The sequence below is a fragment of the Streptomyces sp. NPDC050508 genome (genome assembly GCF_040655155.1).
Lineage (GTDB): Bacteria > Actinomycetota > Actinomycetes > Streptomycetales > Streptomycetaceae > Streptomyces.
Genome location: NZ_JBFAJJ010000010.1, coordinates 105,257 through 131,931 on the forward strand (window position 1 = coordinate 105,257; position 26,675 = coordinate 131,931).

Here is a 26,675-nt window from a genome sequence, read left to right on the forward strand (position 1 = left end):
CCGGGTTCGCGTCGGCTCACACCAGGGCGGCGGCCTCCTTCGCGGAGAGGCTGCCGCCTTCGGCGTACTCGGCCGCGCACGCCTCGTAGGCCGCGTCGCCGAGCGCGCCGCGCGCGTGCTGTTCGGCCTCGCGGTAGACCTCGCGTTCCATCAGGGTCGCGACATGCCCGGGCGGCAGCAGCGCCCGCGCCGTGACGAGGCAGCGGACCCCGACCCGGGCCCTGTCGCCGCCGTCGAGTTCCGCGAGGGCGACCACGGCGATCCCCAGGTACAGCGAGGTCATGTGCGGGGCGATGGCCTCGGACAGCGGGTCACCGGCCCGCTTCAGCGCCTTGCGGATCTTGTCCAGGGACTCCTCGTACTCGCCGTCGAGCGCCGCCACCCAGGCCTCCGCGCCGAGGATGAACGCGTCGAAGACGATGAAGTGCGCGATGTGGAACTCCTCGCGCAGCAGACGGAGTTCCTCGCGTGCCTCCGGGATCCGGCCGGATGTGGCGAGGCGGCTCGCGAGGAACATCCGGGCGGCGGGCATCGCCTCGCTGCTCACACCGTGCGGCCGGTCGATCACCTCGCGCAGGATGTGCTCGCCGCGCTCGAACTGTCCCTCCTCGATGAGCACACTGCCGAGCCGGGCGCCCAGTACGGCCGTCTGCCCATGGGCGCCGAGCCGTTCGGCGTGCTCGATCGCGGCCTCGTAGTCGGCGGCGGCGAGCTGGTACTCGCCGATGCGCTCCCGAGCCTCGGCGCGGGCGGAGAGAGCCTCGGCGATGCCCCAGGTGTCGCCGATGCGGCGGAAGATCTCCAGCGACTCGTCGGCGTCCCGGGCCGCGTTACCGGCCCAGTCGGTGCGGTTGGCGAGCATGTTGGCGCGCATCTGGAGGGTGGTGGCGAGCTCCCACTCCATGCCGGGGTTGGTGCGGCAGGTGTGGACGTCGGCGTCGAGGATCACGGGCAGCCGCTCCACGCCGCCACTCAGCATCACGGCGAAGAACCAGAACATGCCGGGCGTACGGCAGGTCTGCGGCAGACCCGGTTCGTAGACCTCGGCGATGAGGCCCAGCTTCTCCTTCGCCGCCGGCGTCTCCCAGGCGTCCAACTCCGTGTCCATGCAGGCCAGATGCGCGAGATGGAGGCCGCGCCGGGCCTCGGCGAGGAGTTCCCCGGTGAGCGGGGGCGGGACGTCGGTGCAGCGCTGCCAGACCGGGGCGGCGCGGCGGAGAGGGGTGGCGAAGGGGTCGGGGCCCAGGGCCATGACCTCGACGCACCAGTTGCGGGCCTCGATGCGGACGTCGCGCATCTGCCAGTACCAGATCAGCGACAGGACGAGGCAGATCGCCTCCTGTTCGTCGCGCTCGGCGACGGCGTGCCGCAGGGCGGTGCGGAGGTTCTCGTACTCCAGCTCCAGCCGTCCCACGGCGGCGAGTTGGCCGGGGCCGCGCAGCAACGGGTCGGTGGTGCGGGCGAGTTCGCGGTAGTACGTCAGATGGGCGCGCTCGGCACGGGGGCGCCGGCCGGCCTCGTCGAGCCGCTCCCCCGCGTACTCGGCGACGGTCTCCAGGAGCCGGTAGCGCATCTCCCCGTCGCCCGAAGGGGCGGCCACGACAAGGGACTTGTCGACGAGGGAGCCGAGCGTCTCGAACGCGACGGGCCCGCACACGGCCTCGGCGGCGTCGAGGTCGCAGCCACCGGCGAAGACGGACAGGGTGGTCAGCACGTCCCGTTCGTCCTCGTCGAGCAGGTCCCAGGACCAGTCGACGACGGCCCGCAGGGTCTGCTGGCGGGGCAGCAGCGTACGGCTGCCGGAGGTGAGGAGCCGGAAGCGGTCGTCGAGCCGGTCGGCGATCTGACGCGGCGTCAACATCCTTAGCCGGGCTGCCGCCAGCTCGATGGCGAGGGGCAGTCCGTCGAGGCGGCGGCAGATCTCGGCACAGGCCTCGGGGTCGTCCTCCACCGTGAACCCGGGCCGGGCGGCGGCCCCGCGGTCGGCGAGCAGCCGTAGCGCGACGGGGTCGGGCAGCGGCTCCACCGGGCGCAGCAACTCCCCCGGTACGCCCAGGGGTTCACGGCTGGTGGCGAGCACCGTGAGCCCGGGGCAGCGCTCCAGGAGTGCCTCCACGAGCCGGGCGGCGGCGTCCACGACGTGCTCGCAGTTGTCGAGGATGAGCAACATCCGGCGTCTGCCGCAGTGTTCGGCGAGCCGCTCGACGGGGTCGTCGTGCCGATCGCCCCCGGCGGCCCGGATCGCCTCGGCGCCGGCGCCGTACATCACGGTCTCGCGCGCGCCAACTGCCGTGAGTACGGCGGTCGGTACGGCGTCGGGATCGTCGACGGGGGCGAGTTCGGCCAGCCACACCCCGTCCCGCGCCGCGTACCGCACGGTTTCCGCGGCCTCCTGCGACAGCCGCGTCTTCCCGGCGCCGCCGGGCCCGAGCAGCGTCACCAGCCGAGCCGCCGCGAGATCACCCCGGATGACGTCGATGTCGGCCTCCCGGCCGACGAAGGAGGTGAGGCGGGCGCGGAGGTTGCCGGGGGGTGGGGTGCCTTGAGGGGAAGGGGCGTCTGCGGGGGCGGGGGCGGACGTGTCGTGGGTGGGAGCGGGAGTGGGGGTGTTGTGGGCGGGGGCGAGCAACTCCCCGTGCAGCGACCGCAGTTCAGGACCGGGGTCGGAGCCCAGCCGGTCCGCGAGGAGTTGTCGTACGTCCTCGTAGGCGGCCAGTGCCTCCGCCGTGCGGCCAGTGGCGCGCAGGGCCTTCAGGCGCAGGGACTGGAGGGGTTCGTCGAGGGGATGGGTGTCGCACAGGGCGGTCAGTTCGGGCAGGGCCGTGTCCGCGTCGCCGAGGGCCAGGGCCGCGGTGAGGCGGGCCCGGCGGGCGTCCAGGTGACGGGTCTCCCAGCGGGCCGCCTCCGCCGTACGGTCGGGGAGGTCGGCCAGGGCCGGGCCGCCCCACAGGGCCAGCGCGTCGTCCAGCACCTCCGCCGCCTTCGCGGGGTTGCCGTCGGCCAGCGCCCGCAGCCCCTCGGCGGTCAGCCGCTCGAAACGGTGCAGGTCGATGTCGTCGGCGGCGACGGCGAGCCGGTAGCCGCTCTCCGCCGAGGTGATCGCGTCGGCGCCGAGCGCCCGGCGCAGCCTGCCCACCAGCGCCTGTAGCGCGCCCGTGGCGTCCGCGGGCGGGTCGCCGCCCCACACCTCGTCCACCAGGAGGCTCGCGGGCACAGCTTTGCCGGGCCGCAGCGCGAGCACGGCGAGCAGGGCACGCAGCCGCGCCCCGCCGACCGGGACGGGCGTGCCGTCGGGGCGGAGTACCTGGGTGGTGCCGAGGATGCGATAGCGCACGGGGTCCATTGTCTCTGGTGGCGGCGGAAGCGGTCACGGGGTTACGGCGGCGCGGCGGCGGGCATGGTTCAACACCACCCGAGGGGTGACGGGGTCGTAGAACGCGTGCCAGAGTCGCATGTCCCCACCTTCCCCGGAACCGACGGCCGCTCGCGAGACGTTTTCCCCCTGTGCCCGGTACCGTCGGGCTTCGCGTCCACCGACCCAGCAGGGAGCCCGTCCCCATGACCGCCACCACCACCCGCACCGGCGACCGGCGGGTCAGCCCCGTCTTCGTCGGGATCCTGGCCGTCACGGCGGTGACCGGCTGGGCCACCTGGACCGGGTTCTCCGAGCGGCCGGGCATCGCCGTGTTCCTGTTCGTGACGGCGGCCTGGATCGTCTCCCTGTGCCTGCACGAGTACGCGCACGCGCGCACCGCCCTGCACAGCGGTGACATCTCGGTCGGCGAGAAGGGCTATCTCACCCTCAACCCGCTGAAGTACACGCACGCGCTGCTCAGCATCGTGCTCCCCGTGATCTTCGTCATCATGGGCGGCATCGGTCTGCCCGGTGGCGCGGTGTTCATCGAGCGGAACCGCATCCAGGGCCGCTGGAAGCACAGCCTGATCTCGGCGGCCGGCCCGCTGACGAACGTGCTGTTCGCGGTGGCCTGCACCGCGCCGTTCTGGCTGCACTCCCTCGACGGGGTGCCGCGGGACTTCGAGTTCGCGCTGGCGTTCCTCGCGCTGCTCCAGGTCACGGCCGCGATCCTGAACTTCCTGCCGGTGCCGGGCCTGGACGGCTACGGCGTGATCGAGCCCTGGCTGTCGTACAACATCAAGCGGCAGGTGGCGCCGTTCGCGCCGTTCGGCCTGCTGTTCGTGTTCGCGCTGCTGTGGGTGCCGTCGATCAACACGCACTTCTTCGACGCGATCGACGCGATCCTGCGCGGCCTCGGCATCAGCGACGTCGACACCTACTGCGGTCAGAACCTGTACCGCTTCTGGCAGAGCACCGACCAGTACTGCTCGATCAGCGGGTGACCGACCGCCCGCGCTTCAGGTAGTACCAGCACATGTTGGACGAGAGGCCCGCGAGCAGCACCCACACGATCCCGATCAAGTTGCCCTGTACGAAGGAGACGACCGCGGCGGCCACGGCGAGCAGGCAGACGACGAGGGCGTAGAGGGCGAGGCGGGGCATGGGATCGGCTCCTGTCGAGGGCGGGGGGACACTGCTGGGCGGTCACCAGTGTCCCCCACCCGCTCAGACGTCCGTGACGCGCAGTCCCGCGTGCGCCTTGTAGCGGCGGTTGACGGAGATCAGGTTCGCGACCAGGGACTCCACCTGGTGGGCGTTGCGCAGCCGCCCGGCGAAGACACCGCGCATGCCGGGGATACGGCCGGCCAGTGCCTGCACGATCTCGACGTCGGCGCGCTCCTCGCCCAGCACCATCACGTCGGTGTCGATCTCGGCGATCTCCGTGTCCATCAGCAGCACCGCCGACAGGTGGTGGAAGGCGGCGGCGACGCGTGAGTCGGGCAGCAGGGCGGCGGCCTGTTCGGCGGCGCTGCCCTCCTCCGGCTTCAGCGCGTAGGCGCCCTTCTTGTCGAAGCCGAGCGGGTTCACGCAGTCCACGACGAGCTTCCCGGCCAGTTCCTCGCGCAGCGACTCCAGGGTCTTGCCGTGGCCGTCCCAGGGCACGGCGACGATCACGACGTCGCTACGGCGCGCGGTCTCGGCGTTGTCGGCGCCCTCGACCCCGTGGCCGAGTTCGTCGGCGGCGGCCTGCGCGCGGTCGGTGGCGCGGGAGCCGATGATCACCTTCTGGCCGGCCTTGGCGAGCCGGTAGGCGAGGCCCTTGCCCTGCGGCCCGGTCCCGCCGAGCACGCCGACGACCAGTCCGGAGACGTCGGGGAGGTCCCACGGGTCCTTGGCGGGGGCCTTCGCGGGAGCGGTCCCGGAGGCCGTCGCGGGGGCCGTCGCGGGAGTCTGTGCAGCGCTGTCGGTAGAGGTCATGGGCCGACTTTACGTCCGCCTCCGCGCCCGCATCGGCTCAGGTGAGGTCCGTCACGGGGACCCGCCGGAAGGTGATCGTCTCGTACGCGCCGAAGTCCCCGGTCTCGTAGAGGAGTCCGACCGTGTCGGCGTCGATCCGCACGAGGTCGGAGTAGGCGGCGGGCAGGCCGTCGACCGTGTGGACGGGGCGCCAGGTGGTGCCGCCGTCGGCCGATGCGCGCAGGGTCATCAGGGCGCGGGCGGCCGGGTCGCCGGGGCCGGAGTACAACAGCACGTCGGGGTCGCGGAGTTGGAGGACGCTCGCCTCGCAGACGGGGGCGGCGAGGCCGGCCTGGGGGCGGAAGGGCTTCACGAGGGTCCTGCCGCCGTCCGCCGAGTGCGCGTCGGCGCGGTTGCCGGGGGACGTCGAGTCGTTGCGGGTGTTGAAGTAGACGCGCCCGTCCGGGAGTTCGGCGGCGGTGGTCTCGTTGCAGTTGATGTAGCCGTCGGTGTTCTCGTCGACGTAGCCGAGGTACCAGGTCTCGCCCTTGTCGTCGCTGAGCAGGCAGTGGCCGCTGTTGTACTTGCCCTCGTTGCCGACGTCGGTGCCGGCCGGCGGGACCGTGTGGTTGCCGGGGACGACCACGCGGCCGGTGCTCAGTTGGATCGCGTGCCCGGGGGTGGTGGCGTACCAGCGCCACTCCGGCTTCTTCACCTGCGCGGTGATCTCCTTCGGGCTCGACCAGGTGACGCCGTCGTCGTCGCTGTACCGCACCCAGACCCGGCGCCCGTCGGCCGGCTTCACCTTGCCGCGCAGGATGGCGTCCTCGCTGGCGGTCGCGGCCGAGCGGACGTGGACGAGCAGGATGCGGCCGGTGTCCAGGACGACGGGGGCGGGGTTGCCCGCGAGGTCGCTGCCGTTGTCGGCGGCGACGGTGAGCGGGCCCCAGGTCCGGCCGCCGTCCGTGGAGCGCCGCAGGACGATGTCGATGTGGCCGTGGTCGCTGGCGGAGTCGACCCGCCCCTCGCAGAAGGCGAGGAGGGTACCGGCGGAGGTCACCACCACCGCCGGGATCCGGTAACTCGCGTAGCCGCCTTGGCCCGCGACGAAGGGGACGGTGACGTCTGCGGCGTCTGTCATGAGTTGACTCCCTGTGCGACGAGTGGGACCGATGAGCCCGCACCATCCCCAAGTCGGGCGAATTCGTGGTGAACTCCACGTCACGAGTGGCCGGTTGCGGCAGGATGCGCGGACATGGACGCCGTACGGGTCGCGCTGCTTCGTGAAGTGCTCGCCGGGACCGAGTGGTTGGGGGCCACGCGACGGTTCGCGGGGGTGCTGCGCGGGTCCGTGGTGTCGCACGGCGGCGGGCTGCTGCTGGTGGGCACGCCCGCGTACGAGCCGTGGCATCTCGCGGCCCATCTGGTCGACGAGGCCGCCTGGTCCGGTACGCCGGAGCTGGCTCCGACTCTCGTACGGCATGCCGCGCGCCCCTCCGATCCGGCTCATCTGGCCGTCGGGCTCGGGCGGATCGAGGCGGCCCGGCGTGGCGAGACGCTGTTGGTCGTGTCGCCGGAGGGTCCCGGTGACCCGCTCCTGGAACGGGTGCACGATGCCCGCCGGGCCGGGGCGACCGTCCTCTCCCTCGGCTCGGAGAACCGTGAACTGGCCTCCCTGGCCCACGAGTCGCTCGCCGTACCGGAGGGCACGGACCTGGACCTGGACACCGTGCAGCACCTGGTGAGCGCGGCGGCCGGGGAGAATGTACTGCCGGTGACACGGGGCCGGCGACGTTTCCGTGACCGACTGTCGCACCTGACCGACCAGTTGACGGCACCGCCGCCTGCCCCTTGGTAACGGTTTTCCCACCCGCCCATCCGTCTCGGCCAGTTGAGAGGTGGACGAGAAAAGCGGTACCAGGTCGTCACCGCCGACTCCCCTACGCCGCCCGGCCACCGAACGCCCGCTGCTCGCCTGCCCGCCGCTCGCCCCCCGCTGCCGCCCACCCGCCTGCGCACCGCCAGCCAGCCACCCACCCACCGACACCCAGACACCCCGACAAATCCAGTCACCCCCACAACACGACCCGCGAAAAATCCGGTTGCCACCCCCGCACCCCACCCCGACCATTGCCCCTCGTGACCGACAGCCCCGATCCCCCCGCCGAACCCCCCACGGGCCTCCGCGCCCTCCTCCCCGACCTGGCCCCCTGGCATGCCTCCGCCGACTTCCGCAGGCTCTGGCTCGCGGGGCTGGTCTCGAACTTCGGGAATTTCCTGACGTTCGTCGCGCTCCCGGTGCAGATCAAGGAACTCACCGACTCCGCGGCGGCGGTGGGCGCGGTCGGCGCCGTAGAACTGGTCCCTCTCATCGTCTTCGGGCTCTACGGCGGTGCGCTCGCCGACGCGTGGGACAAGCGGAAGCTGATCGTCTGGACCGAGGTCGGACAGGGCGTGCTCTGCGGGGCGCTGCTGTTCAACTCGTTGTTGCCGCACCCCGCTGTCTGGCCGCTGTATGTCTTCGCCGCCCTGACCTCCGTGCTCGGTTCGATCCAGCGGCCCGCGCTGGGCTCGCTGTGGCCGCGGATCGTGGCGCACGAGCACATGACGGCCGCGTCTGCGCTCAACTCCCTGCGCTGGACGGTCGGCGGGGTCACCGGCCCGGCGCTGGCGGGGGTGGTCGTGGCGTTCGCGGGGCTGCCCTACGCGTTCGCGGCGGACACGCTGACGTTCGTCATATCCGTCGTCCTGATCTTCCGTATCGCCGCCTCCCCTGGCGCCCACGAGGCGCAGAAACCGTCGCTGCGGTCGATCGCGGAGGGCGCCCGGTACGCGTGGAGCCGCAAGGAACTCCTCGGGACGTACGCCATCGACGTCGCGGCGATGTTCTTCGCGATGCCGTTGGCGGTGCTGCCGTTCCTCGCGGACGACCTGCACGCCGAGTGGTCGTTGGGGCTGATGTACTCGACGGTCCCGGCCGGTGCCCTGCTGGTGAGTGTGACCAGTGGCTGGACCTCGCGGGTCCACCGGCACGGGCGGATGGTGGTGCTGGCGGCGGCGCTGTGGGGCGCGGCGATCGCCTGCGCGGGTGCCGTGGGCAACGTGTGGCTGGTGCTGCTGTTCCTCACCGTCGCCGGCGGCTGCGACATGGTCAGCGGCATCTTCCGCGGGGTCATGTGGAACCAGACGATCCCGGACGAGCTGCGCGGCCGGCTCGCCGGGATCGAGCTGCTGTCCTACTCGGTGGGCCCGCAGCTGGGTCAGGTCAGGTCGGGCGGCATGGCCGCGCTGACCGGGGTGCGGACGTCGGTATGGGCGGGCGGGCTGATGTGCGTGGGCGCGGTGGGGCTGCTGGCCGTAGGACTGCCGAAGCTGATGTCGTACGACGCGCGGACGGACGAGCACGCGCTACGGCTGAAGGCGCAGCGGGCCGCCACAGCCTCCGCCAACGCCTGATCAGTCGTCCTCGGCACTCCCCTTCGTGGCGTCGTGCCACTTGGGGTCGTTCTCCCACTCCAGGTTGCGCTCGCGGGCCGTCTCCATCGCGTGCTCGGCCTCCGCGCGGGTGGCGTACGGCCCGAAGCGGTCCTTGGCGGGGCACTCCGGCCCCTCCTCGACCTTCTTGTGTTCGAGGCAGTAGTACCACTCGCCGGGCTTCCCGACCGTGCGCTTCTTGAACAGGGCCATCAACGGCTCCTTTCCCTACGGCCATGTTCCCCCATGTCCGCTGGTTAGACTCGCTGGCATGTCTGGCCAGTCGCTGCTCGTACCAGGGGAGCTCTCTCCCATCCGTTCCGTGCCCGGAAACATCCGTCGCCCCGAGTACGTCGGCAAGCCCGCGCCGACCCCGTACACGGGGCCGGAGGTGCAGACCCCCGAGACGATCGAGGCGATGCGGATCGCCGGGCGGATCGCCGCGCGGGCGATGGCGGAGGCCGCGAAGGTCATCTCGCCGGGTGTGACCACGGACGAACTCGACCGGGTGGCGCACGAGTACATGTGCGACCACGGCGCCTATCCGTCGACGCTCGGCTACCGCGGCTTCCCCAAGTCCCTGTGCACCTCGCTCAACGAGGTGATCTGCCACGGCATTCCGGACTCCACGGTGCTGTGCGACGGCGACATCATCAACCTCGACGTGACGGCGTACATCGGCGGGGTGCACGGCGACAACAACGCGACGTACCTGGTCGGTGACGTCGACGAGGAGTCGCGGCTGCTGGTGGAGCGCACCCGCGAGTCCCTGGACCGCGCGATCAAGGCGGTCCGTCCCGGCCGCCAGATCAACATCATCGGCCGGGTCATCGAGTCGTACGCCAAGCGCTTCGGGTACGGCGTGGTCCGGGACTTCACCGGCCACGGCATCAACTCGTCCTTCCACTCCGGCCTGATCGTCCCGCACTACGACAGCCCGCACGCGACGACGGTCATCCAGCCCGGGATGACGTTCACGATCGAGCCGATGCTGACGCTGGGGACGTACGAGTACGACATGTGGGACGACGGGTGGACGGTCGTCACGAAGGACCGGAAGCGGACGGCGCAGTTCGAGCACACGTTGGTGGTGACGGAGACGGGGGCGGAGGTTCTGACGCTGCCGTAGGCCTCCCGTACTGGTGAAAGCGGCTCGCTGCCCTCGTGGAGCGGGCCGTTTTTCTTGTACGCTTTTACCGACAGGGTGTCGGTAACCCTGTTGACTTAGGTAAGCCTTACCTTAGAGGATAGGCCCATGGACTCCTTCTCGACAGTCATCCGCACCGCGTCCCACGAACAGCACGTGGAGGCCGAGACCTCCACCTTCATGAGCGATCTGCTCGGCGGCCGGCTGGGCGTGGACGCGTACGCCCGGTACACCGAGCAACTGTGGTTCGTCTACGAGGCGTTGGAGACCGGTGCGGAGCGCCTCGCGGCGGATTCGGTGGCCGGGGCGTTCATCCGGGCCGAGTTGTTCCGGCTGCCTGCGCTGGAGCGGGACCTTGAGCATCTGCGGGGTGCGGACTGGCGCGCGGGGTTGACTGCGCTTCCCGCGACGCGGGCCTACGCGGAACGGGTGCGGGAGTGCGCGGAGTCGTGGCCTGCCGGGTACATCGCTCACCACTACACGCGTTACCTCGGGGACCTCTCCGGCGGGCAGATCATCCGGGACAAGGCGGAGCGGACGTGGGGGTTCGCGCGGCGGGGGGACGGGGTGCGGTTCTATGTGTTCGAGGGGATCGGTAACCCCGCCGCGTTCAAGCGGGGTTACCGCGAACTGCTGGACGGCATCCAGGTCGACGATCTGGAGAAGCAGCGGATCGTGGCGGAGTGCAAGAAGGCGTTCGCCCTGAACACCGGGGTGTTCCGGGACTTGGGTGACGAGTTTCCTCTGAGCGCCTGACGCTAGCGCTCCAGGAACACCCGTCCCCCGACCTCCACCCAACCCCCCGGCTGCGGAGCCGTAAGTATCTGAGAGCCCGCCCCCTGCGTGATGTTGAGAGCCCTGCCCAACTGGTCGGTCAACAGCAACGCCGCCGCGCCCGTCGCCTCGTCCTCGTGGATGCCGTCGTCGCGGCCGGGGAAGGCTCGGGCGCGGATACGGCCCGCTGCTTCGTCCTCCCAGGCCCAGGCGTAGATCCACTCGCCGGGCGGGGGGACGGGGAGGGCGTCGACCTCGGGGGCGGTGGCGTACTGGCGGAGGGTGCGGGGCGGGGCCCACTCCGGGAGGGCCTCGATCCAGCTGAACTCGCCGTCCAGGCGGGCGCCAACTATGCCCGCGGGGGTGACCAGTTCAGGTATGTCCAGGAGCCAGGCCGTGCCGACGCAGGGGTGGCCGGCGAAGGGCAGGCGCGTGGTCGGGGTGTAGATGTCGATGACTCCGCGCTCGGGGTCGTCGACGAACACCGTCTCGCTGAAGCCGAGTTTCCCGGCGAACACCTGCCGCTCGTCCGGGTCCGGCATGACGGAACCCTCGCGGACGACGCCGAGTTCGTTGCCGTATCCGCCGCTGGGACCGCAGAAGACACGCAGTACGTCGTAGTCAGTCACGGTGGCATTCAAACACCGTTCGGGCGGCGAGGTCATCCCAGGTCGGGGCTCCGCCGGGGAGGGGCCGAGCGGGTCCGTCGAAGTCCGGTCCAGTTCCGCCGCGCTCCGAAGGGGCGCGGGGCTGTGTCCATGTGCGGCTCCGCCGCGTGGGCGCGACCAGCCACGGCGGACCCGCGGGCAATGGGACAGTCCTACGCCTCCGTACGCCGCCTGCGCACCGCGAACACCACGCCCGCGCCCGCCGCCACGGTCACCGCCGCTGCCGTGCCCAGTGCCGCCACCGGGATGTCGGAGCCTGTCGAGGCCAGCGAGTCGTTCACGCCGCCCGTCGTGGAGCCGGTGACGCCGCCCGAAGTCGAGCCTGTCGTACCGGAGTTGGCGGAGGTGTCGGAAGAGCTCGTGCCGGTCGTCGACGACGAGTTGTCCGAGGGGAGGTCGGCGTCCGCCGTGAGGGCCACCGAGAGGTCCAGCGGGTCGAGTGCGGCGCCGGTCTGGTAGAAGCCGCCGAAGGCCTTCGCGCCGGCCGCGGTCAAGGTGGTGGTGACGTCGTCGAGGGTGATGACGTCGTTCTTCGCGGTGAGGTCGGTCGAGTCGGACTTCAGGTCGGCCAGGACCACGTCCTCGGACTTCTCGCCCAGGCTCGTCACGTCCGCCGTCAGTTTGCCGGAGCCGTTGTCGAGGGTCGCCTTGAGGTCGGTGAAGGTGAGGTCGAGGCCGTAAGTGCCGTTGTCCTCATGGCCCTTGAAGTTCACCGCGCCCTCGAAGGCGGCGGAGAGGGTGTCGGCGTCGGTGTCGTAGGTGCCGGTCGCGCCCGTGAAGGTGAAGACGCCGTTGCCTGCCGCCTGGGACGCGCCGGCCGACGTCGTGATCCTGCCGTTGGCGACGCTGCCCACGACGTAGGAGCGGAAGGACTCCTTGACGCCCCAGTTGAGCTTGCCGTCCGCGATGTCGCCCTTGGTGGCGGCCGGTTCGGAGGCGGTGTCCGAGGGGCTCGCGCTGTCGGAGGGCGTGGTGGACGGGGGCGTGCTCGGGGTGGCCGTCCCGGTGGGAGTGGGGGTGGGGGTGGGGGACGCGGATGCCGATTCCGTCGACGAGTTGGACGGGGTCGGGGACGTCGTCGACGTCGGCTTGGCCGCCGAGAGCGGGTCTCCGGCCGCGTTCGCGTACGAGTCGCTGCCGAGGAACGTGCCCGCCGCCGCGGTGAGTGTGGTGGCCAGGTTCTTCAGGTCCTGGCTCGTCGGTGCGGCGACCGTCGCGAGCGTCACGTCCTGCTGCTTCGTGCCGCCGTTCGAGACCAGGTCGGCGGTGAGGGTGCCCGCCGCGCTGTCGTACTGGAAGTCGGACATCTCCCGCACGAAGCCGTGCAGCGTCGACTTGGCGGTGACCGTGCCCTTGAAGGTGAGGTGCAGGGTGTGGCCGGTGGTGTCGTAGGTGCCCGTTCCGTCGGTGAACGTGAACGCGCCGTTGTCGGCGGCCTGTGAGGCGCCGTCGGCTGCGGTGAAGGAGCCGAGCGCGACGCCGGTCACGTACGTGCGGTACGACTGCTTGATGCCCCAGGTCAACTCGTAGCCGCTGAGCGGGACTTCGGCCGCCGACGCGGTGGTCGTGGCGAGCGCCGTGGCACCGAACGCGGCGGCGGTCGCGACGGCCGCGGCGAGGGCGAAGGAAAGTCGAGGGCGTCTGACGGGCATGGCCGTGGTTCTCCTTGAGGTGGAGGTGGGTGGATGGTCCGCCAGCACGCGGACCGGGTAACCGGGTAGGAGGAGTTACTCCGCTTCCGGCGATGCGCTTTCGGCGGCCGGGCGGCGGGTGCCGCGCCTGCGGACGACCAGCACCGACAGCGCGGCCACCACCAGCAGGCCACCGGCCGCCAGGCCGATCGGCAGCGCGGCCGAAGTGCCGTTGTCACCGGCGGAGTTGTCGGCGACCGGTACCGCGGACATCGAGGGGTGGGCCGACTGTTCCTGGGTCGCGGTCGCCGCGGGCGTGGTGCCGAGGTCCGGTAGCGCGGGCAACTTCGCGTCGTCGGTGAGGGCGACGGCCAGGGACACCGGGTCCATGGCGGTGCCCGCCTGGTACATCCCGCCGAAGGCCTTGGCACCCTGCGCGGTGAGTTTCGCGGGCGCCTCGGTGACCTTCGCGAGCCCCTTGACCGCCTTGAGGTTCCCGGCGGTGAAGGTGACCAACGGGACCTTCTTGCCGGTGAAGTCGGCGCCGGTGACGTCGGCGGCGGCGACATCGGCGTAGAGCGTGCCCTTGCCGTCCTTGACCGTCGCCCGGACTCCGCTGAGCTTCAGGTCGAGGCCCTGCGCGCCGGTGAAGCGCACCGCTCCCTTGAACGAGGCCGTCAACTCCCCGCTCTTGTATGTCCCTTCACCCTCGGGGAAGCGGAAGAGGGCGCCGCCGTCCTCGGCTCCTGCCGAGAGCGTCCACTTGCCCTTGGCGATGTCGCCGGTGACGTACTCCCGGAAGGTGCGGCGCACACCCCAGTCGACGGCGCCGTCCTCGATCGCGCCGCTTGAAGTCTCCTTCTTCGCGGCGGACTTGGTCGGTGTCGGAGTGTGCGTGGCGGTCCTGGCGGCTGCGGCCTTGACGTCGACCGAGAGGCTCACCGGGTCCAGCACGGTGCCGGCCGTGTAGTAGCCGGCGAAGGACTTGGCGCCCTGCGCGGTGAGCGTGGCGGGCATGCCGTTGAGGACGATCCCGGTGACGTCGCCGGCCTTCATGTTGATGCCGCGCAGCGCGAGGGAGGCGAAGGGCACCTGCGAGAACGTCGTGACCGTCCCGGTGCCCTTCGCCTTGCTGGTGACGTCCAGGTAGAGCGTGCCGGTGGAGCCGGAGATACGGACCGTGGGGCGGCTCAGGGTGAGGTCCAGCTCGTAGCTGCCGTCGGTCTTCCTGTGGCCGACGAAGTGCACCCCGCCCGCGAAGGACGAGCGGAACGCGCCCGTCGAGCCGTCGTACGAACCCGTCGCCGACGGGAAGCGGAACTGGCTGCTGCCCACGGTCGCCGCGCCGCCGCTGAGGGAGTAACTCCCGTTCGCTATGGGGCCGGTGACATAGCTCTGGAACGAGGACTTGATGCCCCAGTCGAGCCGCCCGCCCTGCACGGTACGGCTCTCGGCGTGAGCGAGGGCCGCCGGGAGCAGGGCGCCCAGGACGGCCGTGCACACCACGGCTACCAGGGCTTTCAGACGCGCGGGCATGGCTGAGTCCTCCGGTGACGACTGCCGGTAGCGAACAAAGGTAAGGCTAACCTAAGCTTTCCTCACCAGAAACGACAGTGCCGGGGAGAACCGACAGTGTCCGAAGGACCGAGAGAGACGGGCGGGACCGTGCCACGCTTGCGCACACGACTGGCGGGAGCACTGTTGTCCGTGCTCGCGCTCACGCTCACCGGATGCGGTGGCTCCGGCACCTCCGCGGCCACGGCGTCCTCGACGACCGCCGCCACCGCCAACCGCGTGCAGCCGCTGACCGACACCCCGGAACCCCAACTCCCGGTCACCGTAAGGTCGGCGGACGGCAAGAAGGTCACCGTCGACAAGGCGCGGCGCGTCGTGCCGCTCTCCGGCAGCCTCAGCGAGATCGTGTTCACGCTCGGGCTCGGCGACCGGGTCGTGGCCCGGGACATCACCGCCACCTTCCAACAGGCCGCGGAACTCCCGCTGGTCACCCGCAACCACGATGTCTCCGCCGAGAGCGTGTTGTCGCTGAAGCCCGACCTCGTCCTCGCCGAGAAGACCACCGGGCCGTCCGAGGCCATGGGTCAGATCCGTGCCGCCGGCGTCCCGGTGCTGGTCGTCGATCCGGCGCAGGGGCTGGACGATGTGGGCCCGCGGATCCAGGCGGTGGCCGACGCGCTCGGTGTAACGGCCGCCGGCAAGGAGCTGACCAAGCGCTCGGAGGAGCGGATCACCGCCGTGCGCAAGGCGATTCCGGCGCACAAGGAGAAGCCGCGGGTCGCGTTCCTGTATCTGCGCGGGTCCGCCTCCGTGTATCTCATGGGGGGCAAGGGATCGGGTGCGACCTCGCTCCTGGAGGCGGCCGGGGCGGTCGACGCGGGCGCGGAGTCGGGGCTGAGGCAGGACTTCACGGCGATCACCACCGAGGCGCTGGCGAAGGCCGCGCCGGACGCGATTCTCGTCATGACCAAGGGACTTGAGTCCGTCGGCGGGGTGGACGGGCTGGTGAAGATCCCGGGTGTCGCGCAGACCCCGGCCGGGATGAACCGGCGGGTCGTGTCGATCGAGGACGGGGTGCTGCTCAACTACGGGCCGCGCACCGATCAGGTACTCAAGTCGATCGTGGACCAGTTGTACGGGGACGACACCAAGTGAGACGCGAGCACAGCACCGCCTGGCTGCTCACCGTCGGGCTGGTGGTGGCCCTGCTTGTGCTCGTCCCGGTGGCGGCGGGTCTTGGCGCGTATCCGATCCCGACGGGGGACGTGCTGTCGTCGGTGCAGCACCGACTGGGGCTCGGAGGCGGGGCCTTGGACCGGGTACCGGAGTCCGTCCTGTGGAACGTCCGCTTCCCCCGGATCGCGCTCGCCCTGCTCGTCGGCGCCTCGCTCGGCTGCGCGGGGGCGTTGATGCAGGGCGTGTTCGGGAATCCGCTCGCCGAGCCCGGGGTCATCGGGGTGTCCTCGGGTGCGGCGGTGGGCGCGGTCGCGGTGATCGCGCTCGGGCTCGACTTCCTCGGCACCTGGACGGTGTCGGCGGTGGCGTTCGTGACGGGGCTCGCGACGGTCCTGCTGGTCTACGCGATGTCGCGCTCGGGCGGTCGTACGGAGGTCGTGACGCTGATCCTCACCGGGATCGCGCTGAACGCGTTCGCGGGCGCGCTGATCGGCCTGTTCCTGTTCTTCGCGGACACCGCGGCCGTCAACCAGATCACCTTCTGGCAGCTGGGCTCGCTCTCCCAGGCGACCTGGCCCAAGGTCCTCGCGGTCCTGCCGTGCGCGGCGGTCGGCCTGGCCCTCGCGCCGTTCCACGCGGGCCGGTTGGACCTCCTGGCCCTCGGTGAACGCCCCGCCCGGCACTTGGGAGTCGACGTCGAACGGCTCCGGATCGTCCTGGTCCTGGTCATCGCCCTGCTCACGGCGGCGGCGGTCAGCGTCTCGGGGATCGTCGGCTTCGTGGGCCTGGTCGTACCGCATCTGCTGCGGATGGCGGCGGGGCCCGGCCACCGGTTCCTGATCCCGGCGAGTGCGCTGCTCGGCGCGCTGGTGCTGCTGGCGGCGGACCTGACGGCCCGCACGGTCGCGGCTCCGGCGGAACTCCCGCTGGGCGTCCTCACGGCACTGCTCGGCAGCCCGTTCTTCTTCTGGCTGCTGCGCAGGACGCGGCGCAGGCAAGGGGGTTGGGCGTGAACCGGATCCCCCCGAGACTGCCACTGGATGCGCGTTGGGGGCTGCGGGCCGGTGGGGGCTGGTCGCGCCCACGCGGCGGTAGCCGCACATCAGATACAGCCCCGCGCCCCTTCTGCTCCGGCCGTCAGTTCTCCACCGCCCGCCAACTCTCCTCCGCCGCCACGACGCCCAACCCCCGCGAACCATCCCGGCGGTGCCGAACAGCCCCCATCCCCCACCCACAAGGAGCCGGCACATGAGACTCCTCCGTAGCCGCCCCGCGCCCCCCACCCCCGCCGAACCGGGCGACATCCTCGCCGAGGCCGAGGACCTGCACGTCAACCTCGGCCGGCGCAGCGTGCTGCGCGGCGTCTCCGTGCCCGTCCGCGCCGGTGAGGTGCTCGCCCTCGTCGGGCCCAACGGGGCTGGTAAATCAACGCTGTTGGGGGCGTTCGCCGCGGATCTCCCGGCCGCCGCCGGAGTCGTACGGATCCATGGTCGGCCCTCCACCGAGTGGTCCGCGCCCGAACTCGCCCTGCGCCGGGCCGTACTTCCCCAATCGGCCACGCTCTCCTTCCCGTTCACTGTCGAGGACGTCGTACGGATGGGGCGAGCACCCCACGCCACCTCCCCCGCCGAGGACGACCTCGCCGTGGTGGAGGCGATGGCACGGGCGGAGGTCACGGACTTCGCGCTACGGCCGTTCTCGGCGCTCAGTGGTGGTGAGCGGGCCCGGGTCGCGCTCGCCCGGGTGCTCGCCCAGCGGGCGCCCCTGCTGCTGCTCGACGAGCCGACGGCCGCGCTCGATCTCCGGCATCAGGAACTGGTCCTGCGGCTGTGCCGGGAAAGGGCGCACGCGGGGGACGCGGTGGTCGTGGTGCTGCACGATCTGGCGCTGGCCGCCGCCTATGCGCACCGGGTCGCGATCCTGCGCGCCGGTCGTGTCGCCGCCGACGGTCCGCCGGGGGACGTTTTCACCGAGGAGTTGCTTTCGGACGTCTACGACCAGCCGGTTGAGGTCTTTCCGCATCCGCGCACAGGAGTGGTCGTCGTCGCTCCGCGGCGCCACGCTTGACTCTCTCTTGACCATCCCTTGGTGTGCGTTTTTCGCCGTCGAGATCAAGCCGTGTCTGTGATTTTTCTGTGGGCGGTGAATGCCCACCCGGGCGGGTATGAGTGAGGTAAGCCTCAGGTAAGTTAGGGCAGCCTCACCACACTGCCTCATCACACACCCTCGCTTGGAGCCTGCATGCGTGCCGTCCGACTTCCCGTCGTCACCGCTGTCGCCGCCGCGGCCGCACTGACCGCCGTCACGGCGTGCACCGCGAAGAGCGACGCCAAGGACGGCGACGCGATCCAGGTGACCGCGGCCGACTCCAAGTGCACGACCTCGGCCAAGTCGATCCCGGCCGGTCAGGTCACGCTGAAGATCGCGAACACCGGCTCGAAGGCGACCGAGGTCGAGATCCTCTTCCCGGACGACCGGATCGTCTCCGAGAAGGAGAACATCGGGCCGGGGACCAAGTACACGCTGACCGCCGAGGTGAAGGCCGGGTCGTACGAGATCGCCTGCCGGCCGGGGATGAAGGGGCACGGCGTACGGCAGAAGCTGACCGTCACCGGCGGCTCGGTCGCCAAGCGTGATCCGAAGCTGGACGCGGCCGTCGCCGCCTACCGCGAGTACGCGCAGGAGCAGGCCGACGCGACGATCCCGAAGGTGGAGACCTTCGCGAACGCCATCAAGGCCGGGAACATCGAGGCCGCCAAGAACGCCTACGCGCCCTCCCGCGTCGGCTGGGAGGCCACCGAGCCGATCGCCGAGTCGTTCGGGGACATCGACCCCAAGACCGACACCCGCGCCGACGGCCTGGAGAAGGGCCAGAAGTGGACCGGCTGGCACGCGCTGGAGAAGGCGCTGTGGCAGGACAAGAAGATCGGTGCCGAACAGAAGGCCCTCGCCGCCGAGTTGGTCACCGATCTGAAGGACTGGCAGAAGCGCGTCGGCAAGGCCGAGATCACCCCGACCTCCATGGCCAACGGTGCCAAGGAACTCCTCGACGAGGTCGCCACCGGCAAGGTCACCGGCGAGGAGGACCGTTACTCGCACACCGACCTGAGCGACTTCAAGGCCAACGTCGAGGGCGCGCAGAAGGCGTACGAGCTGCTCAAGCCGGTCGCCCAGAAGAACGACGCGGCGCTGACCACCGAACTGGACAAGCAGTTCGCCGCGTTGAACACGCTGCTCGACAAGTACCGCTCGACCTCGACCTCCGACGGCTTCGTGTCGTACGACAAGGTCACCGCGGATCAGCGCAAGGAGCTGTCGGACGCGGTCAACGCCCTTGCGGAGCCGCTGTCCAAGCTCGCCGCCGCCGTCGTGAAGTAGGCCTGAAATGACCGAAGTTCAGGAGAGCGAAGTCCAGGGGAGCGGTTCGCCGTCCCGTCGTTCGCTCATCGGGTGGGGCGGTGCCGGGCTCGCGCTCGGTGCCGTCGCGGCCGGTGGTGCGGTGGCGATGACCCGTGTCGGTGAGGACGTCGATCCGGCGGGCGCCGACACCGGTGCCGCGGTCGCGTTCCACGGCGCCAACCAGGCGGGCATCGCCACGCCCGTGCAGGACCGGCTGCACTTCGCCGCGTTCGACGTGAAGACCGACGACCGCGCCGAGTTCGTACAGCTGCTGAAGGACTGGACGGCCGCCGCCCGGCGGATGACCGGCGGGCACGCGGTCGGCGAGGGGGCCTACGGCGGGCTCGCCGAGGCTCCGCCGGACGACACCGGTGAGGCGCTGGGGCTGAAACCCTCGCGGCTGACCCTCACCATCGGCTTCGGGCCGGGGTTCTTCGACCACTTCGGGCTTAAGGGCAGTCGTCCCGACGCCCTCGTCGATCTGCCGCAGTTCCCCGGCGAGAACTTCGACAAGTCCCGTACGGGCGGCGACCTTTGTGTGCAGGCCTGTGCGGACGATCCGCAGGTCGCCGTGCACGCAATCCGCAACCTGGCCCGCATCGGCTTCGGCAAGGTCGCCATCCGCTGGTCCCAACTCGGCTTCGGGAAAACGTCGTCGACGACCCCGGGGGCTCAAACCCCGCGCAATCTCATGGGGTTCAAGGACGGCACCCGCAACATCGCGGGGACGGAGACGGACCGGCTGAAGAAGTTCGTGTGGGTGGGCGAGGGCGACAACAGCGCGAACTCGGCCTGGATGACCGGGGGTTCGTATCTCGTCGCCCGGCGCATCCGGATGAACATCGAGACCTGGGACCGAACCTCGCTGCAGGAGCAGGAGGACGTCTTCGGCCGGGACAAGGGCGAGGGCGCGGCCGTCGGCAAGGCGAAGGAGCACGACCCGCCGTTCCTGAAGGCGATGAAGCCCGACGCGCACGTCCGGCTCGCGCACCCCGACTCCAACAGCGGGGTCACGATCCTGCGCCGGGGCTACTCCTTCACCGACGGCACCGACGGCCTCGGCCGTCTCGACGCGGGCCTGTTCTTCCTGGCCTACCAGCGCGACGTACGCAAGGGATTCATCCCATTGCAGCGGAAGCTGTCGGCGTCCGACGCGCTCAACGAGTACATCCAGCACGTGGGTTCGGCGGTCTTCGCCGTCCCGCCGGGCGTCCGTGACAAGGACGACTGGTGGGGCAGCACGCTGTTCTCCAAGGACGCGAAGGAGTCGTAGACCGTGTTCTCCAACTATCTGATCGGTCTGCGCGAGGGCCTCGAAGCCAGTCTCGTCGTCTGCATCCTGATCGCCTACCTGGTCAAGACGGAGCGGCGGGACGCGCTGAAGCCGATCTGGATCGGCATCGTCGTCGCGGTGCTCATCGCGATGGGCTTCGGCTGCGCGCTCGAATTCGGCTCCCAGGAGATGACGTTCCAGGCGCAGGAGGCGCTCGGCGGCTCGCTGTCGATCCTCGCGGTCGGTCTGGTGACGTGGATGGTGTTCTGGATGCGGCGCACCGCCCGGCACCTGAAGACCGAACTGCACGGCAAGCTGGACGCCGCCCTCGCGATGGGCACGGGCGCGCTGGTCGCCACCGCGTTCCTCGCCGTCGGCCGCGAGGGCCTGGAGACCGCCCTCTTCGTGTGGGCGTCGGTGCACGCGGCGAGCGACGGCACCCCGCGCCCGCTGGTCGGCGTGGGACTGGGCCTGGCCACCGCTGTGTTCCTCGGCTGGCTGTTCTACCGCGGCGCGCTGAAGATCAACCTGGCCAAGTTCTTCACCTGGACCGGCGCGATGCTGGTCGTCGTCGCGGCGGGTGTACTGGCGTACGGCTTCCACGACTTGCAGGAGGCCGACTGGCTCCCCGGCCTGACGAAGGTGGCCTTCGACATCAGCGACACGATCCCGCCGGACAGCTGGTACGGCACCCTCCTCAAGGGCGTCTTCAACTTCCAGCCGGACCCGACCGTCCTGCAGATCACGGTGTGGCTGCTGTACCTGGTCCCCACGCTCACCCTGTTCTTCGCCCCGGTAGGGTTCGCCTCCGGGAAGGGGAAGGTGAAGACACCTGATGAGCAGGGATCGCAGCCCTCGAAGGCTCCGCAGGCTTGACCGGCGCGTACTGATAGCGGCCTCGGTGAGCGCTTTGTCGCTGACGGCGAGCGGTTGCGTGGTGGTCCACGGCGAGCGGGAGGTCCTCCCGGCCACCACCCGCGCCGAGGCCGCCAACGCGCTCCGGCAGTTCACGACCGCGTACAACGCGGCCGACAAGGCGTACGACAGTTCCCTGGACGCCGCTCATGTCACCGGCGCGCTCGGTGACATCGACGCGGCGCGGCTGAAGGCGGGGCACGCCAACAACCCGGCTGGGAACCCGAATTACACCCCGCTGGAGCTGACGGACGCGAAGTTCACCATCCCGAAGAAGGCCGGCTGGCCGCGCTGGTTCGTCGCCGACACCGCCGCCAACAAGGGCGGCGGCGTCCGCTGGTTGCTGGTGTTCACCCGCAACGACCTGTCCGAGCCGTGGCAGGTGGCGTATCTGACGCTGCTCGCGCCCAGCGCCGTACCGAAGTTCAAGACCGACAAGGACGGCTGGGCCGAGGCCGTACCGGCGAACTCGACCGAACTCGCCGTCGCGCCGGGCAAGTTGAGCCAGAGCTACGCGACATATCTGAAGAGTGGCGGGACGGACTTCGCGGACGGCACGCACACCAGTGGGTGGCGTGCGGACCGGGAGAAGGCCACCAAGCCCGGTCTGGCCGTCCAGTTCCTCGACCAGCCGCTGACGAGCGGCGACTACGCGCCGTTGGCGCTGCGTACGGCGGACGGCGGGGCGTTGGTGTTCTTCACCACGCGGTACTTCCAGAAGGAGACCGCGGCGGAGGGCACATCGGTGCCGACCCAGAACAAGGACGTGCAGGCGCTGACGACCGGTGAGGTGGAGCAGTCCCTCACCCTCCAACTCGTGTCCAACGAGGTGGCGTTGGACCCGAAGCGGGGCGGCAAGGTGTCGGTGCTGGGGCGGATCGAGGGGCTGACCTCGGCACAGGGCGGCTGACCTCAGGAGGTCAACGGCCCAGGAGGTCAACGGCCCAGTGGCCAGGCCGCGTTGGCGTGGTCCGGCTCCGTACCGGCGTGGCGGGCGCAGGCGTCCGTGAGGGTTTCGAGGAGGGTCAGCGGGTCGGGCAGGGGATGCTCGGGGCCGCGGACCCAGTGCACGGACTGGTTCTCGCCGGGGAGTTGGGCCGGGGGGACGAGGACGTAGGAGCCGCGGCAGTGCCAACGCAGGCCGGGGTGTTCGTCCATCGTCTCGGGGTGGCAGTCCAGTTCGCACGGCCACCACTCGTCCTCGTCCTCGGGGGTGCCGCGGGTGAGGGTGAAGAAGAGCAGCCGTCCGTCGTCGCTCGCGGCGACGGGCCCGACCTCGATGTCGGCGGCGAGCAGCCGCTCCAGCGCCTCGCGCCCTGCTTCGAGGGGGACGTCGAGGACGTCGTTGACCATGCCGGTCGCGGTGATGAAGTTGGCCTGCGGCTGGTGGCGGGCCCAGCGCTCGATCTGTGCGCGGTCGGTCGTGGACTGCGTCTGCCAGGCGAACGACACGGGATGCCGGGCCGGTGTGGGGCAGCCCACACGGTCGCACGAACATCGGTAGCCCGGGGCGGGGTGCGCGGCGGGGGCGAGCGGCAGCCCGGCCTCGGCGGCGGCCAGCAGCAGCGCCTCGCGTCCGCTGCCGTTGTCGGGGGCCTCCTGCGGGCGGCGTCCGCGCAGCCACGAGGAGAGTTTGCCCTGCCGACCGGTCCGGCCACCGAACGTCGCGCTCATCTATCTCCTCGCCCTGCTGTTGTCGCCCTGCCGTGTGCGGAGAAGCCCTGCCGTTGTGCGGAGAACTTCCCCTATGGTCCCACCATCCTGCGCCCCGAGAGGCGGTACCCCACATCCGGGGTGGGTGGGACGAGACACACGTGTGACACTTTCAGCTAAAGTGTCACGCTTTTTCCGGCCAGGGGTCCGGCCAGGGGTCTCCCCAGCTCACGTTCCGTGCTGCCTTGTACAGGTCGCCGTGGCGTTTGGTGACCGTCGTGCGGCTCAGCTGCTCGTCGGTCTCGCAGAGGTCGAGGAGTACCTGCCCCTTACGGATCTGCGGACGTCGTACGACACGGGCGGGCGCGGGTTCGACGGGGAAGCGGGCGGCGGCGACGTAGCTGAACTTCTCGTCCTCGTACGGCAGGGAGCCGCCCTTGACCTGGCGGTGCAGGGAGGAGCGGCTGACCCGCGTCGAGAAGTGGCACCAGTCCTCGCCGGGGACGATCGGGCAGGCGGCGCTGTGCGGGCAGGGGGCGGCGATGTGGAAACCGGCGGCGATCAGTCTGTCTCTGGCCTCGATGACGCGGGCGTAACCGTCGGGGGTACCGGCTTCGACGATCACGACGGCCTGTGCCGCGGACGCGGCGGCGTCGACGAGGGCGGCTCGGTCGGGGACGGTGAGTTCGTTGAGGACGTAGGAGACGGTGACGAGGTCGGTGGGGTCGAGGGTGAGCGCGGAACCGATCCGGGCACGTTGCCAACTGGCGTTGCGCAGGCTCGGGTTGGCGGTCGCGAGCTCTTTGCCGAGCGCGAGTGCGGGTTCGGCCCAGTCGAGGACGGTCACCGGGCGGTCGCCGGACCAGGTGGCGGTGACGGCCCAGGTCGCGGCGCCGGTGCCGCCGCCGACGTCCACGTGGCCCTGCGGGGCCCATTCGGGTACGGCGTCCGCGAAGGCGTCCAGTGCGGAACGTACGGCTTCGAAAGTCGCCGGCATGCGATAGGCCGCGTACGCCGCCACGTCCGCACGGTCGCGCAGGATCGGGGCGTCGGTGGGGGTGGCCCCACGGTAGGTGCCGATCAGGCGTTCCACAGCCCCGGCGGCCTGCCTGGGCGGAAGCCCGTCGAGCAGGCGGGCCAGAGCGGTACGGAGGGTTTCGGCGGGCGCCACGGGGTCGTTCACCCGCCGATTCTAAGTGGGCCGGGGCGGGTGCGGACGCCCCTGGGGGCTCCGCCCCCAGACCCCCGGCCTATGCCCACCCACCGCCGACTCGGGCATTGAAAAAGCTCGGCTCAAAAACCCCGTACCGCTCGCGCCACCCTCGTCCCCGCCGCCGCCCGCGGCCCGCTGTCCGCTCCCCGTCTCCGTGGATGCACCGTGTTGGCCAGCAGTACCAAGAACGTGTCCGTCGCCGGGTCCAGCACCATCGACGTGCCCGTGAACCCCGTATGCCCCACCGCCCCCCGCCCCGCCAACTCCCCCATGAACCACGCCTGATCGACCCCGAAGCCCAGCCCCGGCGGGGTCAGCAGCAGTTCCACGAAGTCCGCGCCGAGGATGCGGGCGGGGCCGTAGGAGCCGCCTGCCAGCAGGGTGCGGCAGAAGGTCGCCAGGTCGCGGGCCGTCGAGAACAGGCCCGCGTGGCCGGCGACCCCGCCCAGTGCCCACGCGTTCTCGTCGTGGACGACGCCCCGCAGCATCCCCCGGTCCGCCTTGGCCCACGGGCGGCGCTGGTCCTCCGTCGCCGCCGCGCCGGGGCACGGGCCGAAGTCCGTCGAGGTCATGCCCAACGGGCGGGTGATGCCGTCGTGGATGAGGACGTCGAGCGTGCGGCCGCTGATGCGTTCCAGGACGAACTGGAGGAGGAGCAGGTTCAGGTCCGAGTACACGTACTCACCCGGCTCCCCCACCGGTGCCTCCGTTCGGAGCATCGACAGGCGTTCGGTGTCGTCCGCACAGTCGTACAGCGGGAGTTCGGGGCGTAGGCCCGAGGTGTGGGTGAGGAGTTGGCGGACGGTGATGCCGTGGCGGGCCGCCGCGCGGAAGTCGGGCAGGTAGGCGCCCACCCGGGCGTCGATGCCGAGCGTGCCTCGCTCGATCTGCTGCATCGCGGCCACCGACGTGAACAGTTTGGTGAGGGAGGCCAGGTCGAAGGGGGTGTCGACGGTCATCGGTACGCGGGACGCCGGCGGCAGTTCGACGCCCCGGTCGGTCTCGGGGTCGTAGGCGGAATACCGTACGGCCCAGCCCGCCGCCTCCTCCACGGCGATCACCGGGCCGCGGCCGGCGACCACGACGGTGCCCGCCGCCCAGGGGCGGTCGCCGGTGGTGAGGTCGTGGACCTCCCGGACCAGGTGGCCGAGTTCCTCGGGGTCGAGGCCCGCCCGTTCCGGGGTGTCGTTGCGCAGTCTCGGGGCGCTCAGCTCCCCACTCCCTCCACGGTCGTACGTGTGTTCCAAGGACGGCACATTCCCACGAAGCAGGCCGCCGCCACCAGTGCGGCCACCAGTTGGACGACCGCCATCGGGACGGCGGTGTGCTCGCCCGCGATGCCGACGAGCGGGGAAGCCACCGCGCCGATCAGGAAGGACGAGGTGCCGAGCAGTGCGGAGGCGGAGCCCGCGGAGTGCCGGGTGCGCATGAGGGCGAGGGTCTGGGCGTTGGGGAGGGTCACGCCCATCGCGGACATCAGGACGAAGAGGGCGGCTGCCACGGGCACCAGGCCCACCGCTCCGAACGTGCCCGTCGCCATCAGCAGGAGGGCCGTGGCCGCTACGACCACCACCGCCAGGCCCGCGCCCAGGACCTTGTCCATCGAGACCCGCCCGACCAGCAGCTTGCCGTTGATCTGGCCCACCGCGACCAGCCCGACCGAGTTGATGCCGAACAGCAGGCTGAAGGTCTGCGGGGAGGCGCCGTAGATCTCCTGGATGACGAAGGGGGACGCCGAGATGTACGCGAACAGGGCCGCGAAGGCGAAGCCGCCCGTGAGCATGTAGCCCGTGAAGGGGAGGTCGGCCAGGAGGGTGCGCATCGAGCGGAGGGCCTCGGCCGTGCCGCCCGCGTGGCGGTCCGCCGGGGCGAGGGTCTCGGGGAGGCGGGTCCAGACGAGGACGGCGAGGGCCGCCCCGACGAAGGTCAGGATCACGAACACGCCCCGCCAGTCCGTCACGCGAAGGATCTGGCCGCCGACGAGCGGCGCGACGATCGGGGCGACCCCGGAGACCAGCATCAGGGTGGAGAAGAAACGGGCCATGGCGACCCCGTCGTACAGGTCGCGTACGACGGCCCGCGCTATCACTATTCCGGCCGCGCCCGCGAGGCCCTGCACCAGGCGGAAGGCGATCAGGAACTCCACGTTCGGCGCGAACGCGCACAGGGCGGTCGCCACGATGTAGACGGCGAGGCCGGTCAGGAGCGGGCGCCTGCGGCCCCACTTGTCGCTCATCGGCCCGACCACCAGCTGCCCCAGCGCCATGCCGGCGAGGCACGTGGTGAGCGTGAGCTGGACGGTCGCGGCGGGTGCGTGCAGGGAGCGGGTGACCTCCGGGAGCGAGGGGAGGTACATGTCCATCGCCAGCGGGGGCGTCGCGGTGAGGCCGCCGAGGATGAGAACGACGAGGAGGCCCGCACGGCGGGTCGCCTTCGGCGACGACGGTACGGCGGACTGTGGCACGGCCGGCGCCTGCGCCCCCTGCTCGGACATGTGCCCCTCCCTCTCCGATGGCTCCGATG

At 71.0% G+C, this 26,675-nt stretch carries 24 protein-coding genes; 12 read left to right on the plus strand and 12 right to left on the minus strand.

Annotation, left to right across the window (positions count from 1 at the left end; all coding sequences use genetic code 11):
- Positions 1-16: 16 nt before the first annotated feature.
- Positions 17-3,343 carry a BTAD domain-containing putative transcriptional regulator gene (locus AB0I69_RS27665; RefSeq protein ID WP_363098402.1) on the minus strand — a complete coding sequence of 1,109 codons (3,327 nt, stop codon included), beginning with the start codon at positions 3,341-3,343 and terminating at the stop codon, positions 17-19.
- 215 nt (positions 3,344-3,558) lie between these two features.
- On the opposite strand from AB0I69_RS27665, the gene AB0I69_RS27670 reads away from it, so the two are divergent.
- On the plus strand, positions 3,559-4,359 hold the full coding sequence (locus tag AB0I69_RS27670) for a site-2 protease family protein (protein WP_363098403.1): 801 nt from the start codon (positions 3,559-3,561) through the stop codon (positions 4,357-4,359).
- Here the strand turns inward: AB0I69_RS27670 and AB0I69_RS27675 are convergent.
- The 3 genes from AB0I69_RS27675 to AB0I69_RS27685 all read right to left on the minus strand — a co-directional run bounded on the left by AB0I69_RS27675 (position 4,349) and on the right by AB0I69_RS27685 (position 6,455).
- Positions 4,349-4,519 carry a hypothetical protein gene (locus AB0I69_RS27675; protein WP_363098404.1) on the minus strand — a complete coding sequence of 57 codons (171 nt, stop codon included), beginning with the start codon at positions 4,517-4,519 and terminating at the stop codon, positions 4,349-4,351. The two genes, AB0I69_RS27670 and AB0I69_RS27675, sit on opposite strands and share 11 nt — an antisense overlap.
- A gap of 63 nt (positions 4,520-4,582) precedes the next feature.
- Entirely contained in the window at positions 4,583-5,335 is a 753-nt protein-coding gene (gene npdG, locus AB0I69_RS27680) for an NADPH-dependent F420 reductase (protein WP_363098405.1), read from the minus strand.
- A 37-nt stretch (positions 5,336-5,372) separates the two neighbouring features.
- Positions 5,373-6,455 carry a sialidase family protein gene (locus AB0I69_RS27685; protein WP_363098406.1) on the minus strand — a complete coding sequence of 361 codons (1,083 nt, stop codon included), beginning with the start codon at positions 6,453-6,455 and terminating at the stop codon, positions 5,373-5,375.
- Between the two features lie 114 nt (positions 6,456-6,569).
- On the opposite strand from AB0I69_RS27685, the gene AB0I69_RS27690 reads away from it, so the two are divergent.
- On the plus strand, positions 6,570-7,172 hold the full coding sequence (locus AB0I69_RS27690; protein ID WP_363098407.1) for a hypothetical protein: 603 nt from the start codon (positions 6,570-6,572) through the stop codon (positions 7,170-7,172).
- 281 nt (positions 7,173-7,453) lie between these two features.
- Positions 7,454-8,770 carry an MFS transporter gene (locus tag AB0I69_RS27695; protein WP_363098408.1) on the plus strand — a complete coding sequence of 439 codons (1,317 nt, stop codon included), beginning with the start codon at positions 7,454-7,456 and terminating at the stop codon, positions 8,768-8,770.
- On the opposite strand, the gene AB0I69_RS27700 is transcribed toward AB0I69_RS27695, so the two are convergent.
- Positions 8,771-9,001 (minus strand): hypothetical protein, encoded by a 231-nt coding sequence (locus AB0I69_RS27700; protein ID WP_043686978.1) that lies wholly within the window; start codon positions 8,999-9,001, stop codon positions 8,771-8,773.
- 58 nt (positions 9,002-9,059) lie between these two features.
- On the opposite strand from AB0I69_RS27700, the gene map reads away from it, so the two are divergent.
- Together map and AB0I69_RS27710 are read left to right on the plus strand one after the other, a co-directional pair.
- Positions 9,060-9,917, plus strand: a complete 858-nt coding sequence (map, locus tag AB0I69_RS27705; RefSeq protein ID WP_363098409.1) for a type I methionyl aminopeptidase — start codon at positions 9,060-9,062, stop codon at positions 9,915-9,917.
- A 126-nt stretch (positions 9,918-10,043) separates the two neighbouring features.
- Positions 10,044-10,691 (plus strand): biliverdin-producing heme oxygenase, encoded by a 648-nt coding sequence (locus AB0I69_RS27710; RefSeq protein WP_363098410.1) that lies wholly within the window; start codon positions 10,044-10,046, stop codon positions 10,689-10,691.
- 2 nt (positions 10,692-10,693) lie between these two features.
- Here the strand turns inward: AB0I69_RS27710 and AB0I69_RS27715 are convergent, their stop codons facing one another.
- The 3 genes from AB0I69_RS27715 to AB0I69_RS27725 form a co-directional block, all read right to left on the minus strand.
- Complete coding sequence (locus AB0I69_RS27715) at positions 10,694-11,338, minus strand: PhzF family phenazine biosynthesis protein (RefSeq protein WP_363098411.1); 645 nt, start codon at positions 11,336-11,338, stop codon at positions 10,694-10,696.
- 191 nt (positions 11,339-11,529) lie between these two features.
- A complete protein-coding gene (locus tag AB0I69_RS27720) occupies positions 11,530-13,029 on the minus strand; it encodes an HtaA domain-containing protein (protein WP_363098412.1) in 1,500 nt (499 codons plus the stop codon).
- A 75-nt stretch (positions 13,030-13,104) separates the two neighbouring features.
- A complete protein-coding gene (locus AB0I69_RS27725) occupies positions 13,105-14,544 on the minus strand; it encodes an HtaA domain-containing protein (protein ID WP_363098413.1) in 1,440 nt (479 codons plus the stop codon).
- A gap of 129 nt (positions 14,545-14,673) precedes the next feature.
- Here AB0I69_RS27725 and AB0I69_RS27730 point away from each other — a divergent pair, with 129 nt between their 5' ends.
- The 7 genes from AB0I69_RS27730 to AB0I69_RS27760 all read left to right on the plus strand — a co-directional run bounded on the left by AB0I69_RS27730 (position 14,674) and on the right by AB0I69_RS27760 (position 22,196).
- Positions 14,674-15,678 (plus strand): ABC transporter substrate-binding protein, encoded by a 1,005-nt coding sequence (locus AB0I69_RS27730; RefSeq protein WP_363098414.1) that lies wholly within the window; start codon positions 14,674-14,676, stop codon positions 15,676-15,678.
- On the plus strand, positions 15,675-16,712 hold the full coding sequence (locus AB0I69_RS27735; RefSeq protein ID WP_363098415.1) for an iron ABC transporter permease: 1,038 nt from the start codon (positions 15,675-15,677) through the stop codon (positions 16,710-16,712). The genes AB0I69_RS27730 and AB0I69_RS27735 overlap by 4 nt, the downstream gene beginning before the upstream one ends.
- 235 nt (positions 16,713-16,947) lie before the next feature.
- Positions 16,948-17,766: a heme ABC transporter ATP-binding protein gene (locus tag AB0I69_RS27740; RefSeq protein WP_363098416.1), complete on the plus strand. Its 819-nt coding sequence runs from the start codon at positions 16,948-16,950 to the stop codon at positions 17,764-17,766.
- Positions 17,767-17,940: 174 nt separating this feature from the next.
- Positions 17,941-19,077 (plus strand): iron uptake system protein EfeO, encoded by a 1,137-nt coding sequence (gene efeO / locus AB0I69_RS27745; protein WP_363098417.1) that lies wholly within the window; start codon positions 17,941-17,943, stop codon positions 19,075-19,077.
- Between the two features lie 7 nt (positions 19,078-19,084).
- On the plus strand, positions 19,085-20,371 hold the full coding sequence (gene efeB, locus AB0I69_RS27750) for an iron uptake transporter deferrochelatase/peroxidase subunit (protein ID WP_363098418.1): 1,287 nt from the start codon (positions 19,085-19,087) through the stop codon (positions 20,369-20,371).
- A 3-nt stretch (positions 20,372-20,374) separates the two neighbouring features.
- The gene (efeU, locus tag AB0I69_RS27755) at positions 20,375-21,247 is read left to right on the plus strand and encodes an iron uptake transporter permease EfeU (protein ID WP_363098419.1); all 873 of its coding nucleotides are present in this window, start codon (positions 20,375-20,377) and stop codon (positions 21,245-21,247) included.
- Entirely contained in the window at positions 21,207-22,196 is a 990-nt protein-coding gene (locus tag AB0I69_RS27760) for a hypothetical protein (protein ID WP_363098420.1), read from the plus strand. The genes efeU and AB0I69_RS27760 overlap by 41 nt, the downstream gene beginning before the upstream one ends.
- Positions 22,197-22,222: 26 nt before the next feature.
- On the opposite strand, the gene AB0I69_RS27765 is transcribed toward AB0I69_RS27760, so the two are convergent.
- The 4 genes from AB0I69_RS27765 to AB0I69_RS27780 all read right to left on the minus strand — a co-directional run bounded on the left by AB0I69_RS27765 (position 22,223) and on the right by AB0I69_RS27780 (position 26,646).
- Entirely contained in the window at positions 22,223-22,960 is a 738-nt protein-coding gene (locus AB0I69_RS27765; RefSeq protein WP_363098421.1) for a bifunctional DNA primase/polymerase, read from the minus strand.
- A gap of 163 nt (positions 22,961-23,123) precedes the next feature.
- A complete protein-coding gene (locus AB0I69_RS27770) occupies positions 23,124-24,122 on the minus strand; it encodes a small ribosomal subunit Rsm22 family protein (protein ID WP_363098422.1) in 999 nt (332 codons plus the stop codon).
- A 110-nt stretch (positions 24,123-24,232) separates the two neighbouring features.
- Positions 24,233-25,408, minus strand: coding sequence for a serine hydrolase domain-containing protein (locus AB0I69_RS27775; protein WP_363098423.1), 1,176 nt, complete (start codon positions 25,406-25,408; stop codon positions 24,233-24,235).
- Positions 25,360-26,646: a multidrug effflux MFS transporter gene (locus tag AB0I69_RS27780; RefSeq protein WP_363098424.1), complete on the minus strand. Its 1,287-nt coding sequence runs from the start codon at positions 26,644-26,646 to the stop codon at positions 25,360-25,362. Before AB0I69_RS27780 ends, AB0I69_RS27775 begins: the two co-directional genes overlap by 49 nt.
- Positions 26,647-26,675: the final 29 nt, after the last annotated feature.

Bases quoted from the DNA above. Each gene is read 5' to 3' on its own strand.
- AB0I69_RS27780 (WP_363098424.1), bottom strand. From the start codon at position 26,646: ATGTCCGAGCAGGGGGCGCAGGCGCCGGCCGTGCCACAGTCCGCCGTA.
- AB0I69_RS27700 (WP_043686978.1), bottom strand. From the start codon at position 9,001: ATGGCCCTGTTCAAGAAGCGCACGGTCGGGAAGCCCGGCGAGTGGTAC.
- AB0I69_RS27765 (WP_363098421.1), bottom strand. From the start codon at position 22,960: ATGAGCGCGACGTTCGGTGGCCGGACCGGTCGGCAGGGCAAACTCTCC.
- AB0I69_RS27740 (WP_363098416.1), top strand. From the start codon at position 16,948: ATGAGACTCCTCCGTAGCCGCCCCGCGCCCCCCACCCCCGCCGAACCG.
- AB0I69_RS27690 (WP_363098407.1), top strand. From the start codon at position 6,570: ATGGACGCCGTACGGGTCGCGCTGCTTCGTGAAGTGCTCGCCGGGACC.
- map (WP_363098409.1), top strand. From the start codon at position 9,060: ATGTCTGGCCAGTCGCTGCTCGTACCAGGGGAGCTCTCTCCCATCCGT.
- AB0I69_RS27725 (WP_363098413.1), bottom strand. From the start codon at position 14,544: ATGCCCGCGCGTCTGAAAGCCCTGGTAGCCGTGGTGTGCACGGCCGTC.
- AB0I69_RS27710 (WP_363098410.1), top strand. From the start codon at position 10,044: ATGGACTCCTTCTCGACAGTCATCCGCACCGCGTCCCACGAACAGCAC.
- efeO (WP_363098417.1), top strand. From the start codon at position 17,941: ATGCGTGCCGTCCGACTTCCCGTCGTCACCGCTGTCGCCGCCGCGGCC.
- AB0I69_RS27760 (WP_363098420.1), top strand. From the start codon at position 21,207: ATGAGCAGGGATCGCAGCCCTCGAAGGCTCCGCAGGCTTGACCGGCGC.
- AB0I69_RS27720 (WP_363098412.1), bottom strand. From the start codon at position 13,029: ATGCCCGTCAGACGCCCTCGACTTTCCTTCGCCCTCGCCGCGGCCGTC.
- npdG (WP_363098405.1), bottom strand. From the start codon at position 5,335: ATGACCTCTACCGACAGCGCTGCACAGACTCCCGCGACGGCCCCCGCG.
- efeB (WP_363098418.1), top strand. From the start codon at position 19,085: ATGACCGAAGTTCAGGAGAGCGAAGTCCAGGGGAGCGGTTCGCCGTCC.
- AB0I69_RS27685 (WP_363098406.1), bottom strand. From the start codon at position 6,455: ATGACAGACGCCGCAGACGTCACCGTCCCCTTCGTCGCGGGCCAAGGC.
- AB0I69_RS27675 (WP_363098404.1), bottom strand. From the start codon at position 4,519: ATGCCCCGCCTCGCCCTCTACGCCCTCGTCGTCTGCCTGCTCGCCGTG.
- AB0I69_RS27665 (WP_363098402.1), bottom strand. From the start codon at position 3,343: ATGGACCCCGTGCGCTATCGCATCCTCGGCACCACCCAGGTACTCCGC.
- AB0I69_RS27670 (WP_363098403.1), top strand. From the start codon at position 3,559: ATGACCGCCACCACCACCCGCACCGGCGACCGGCGGGTCAGCCCCGTC.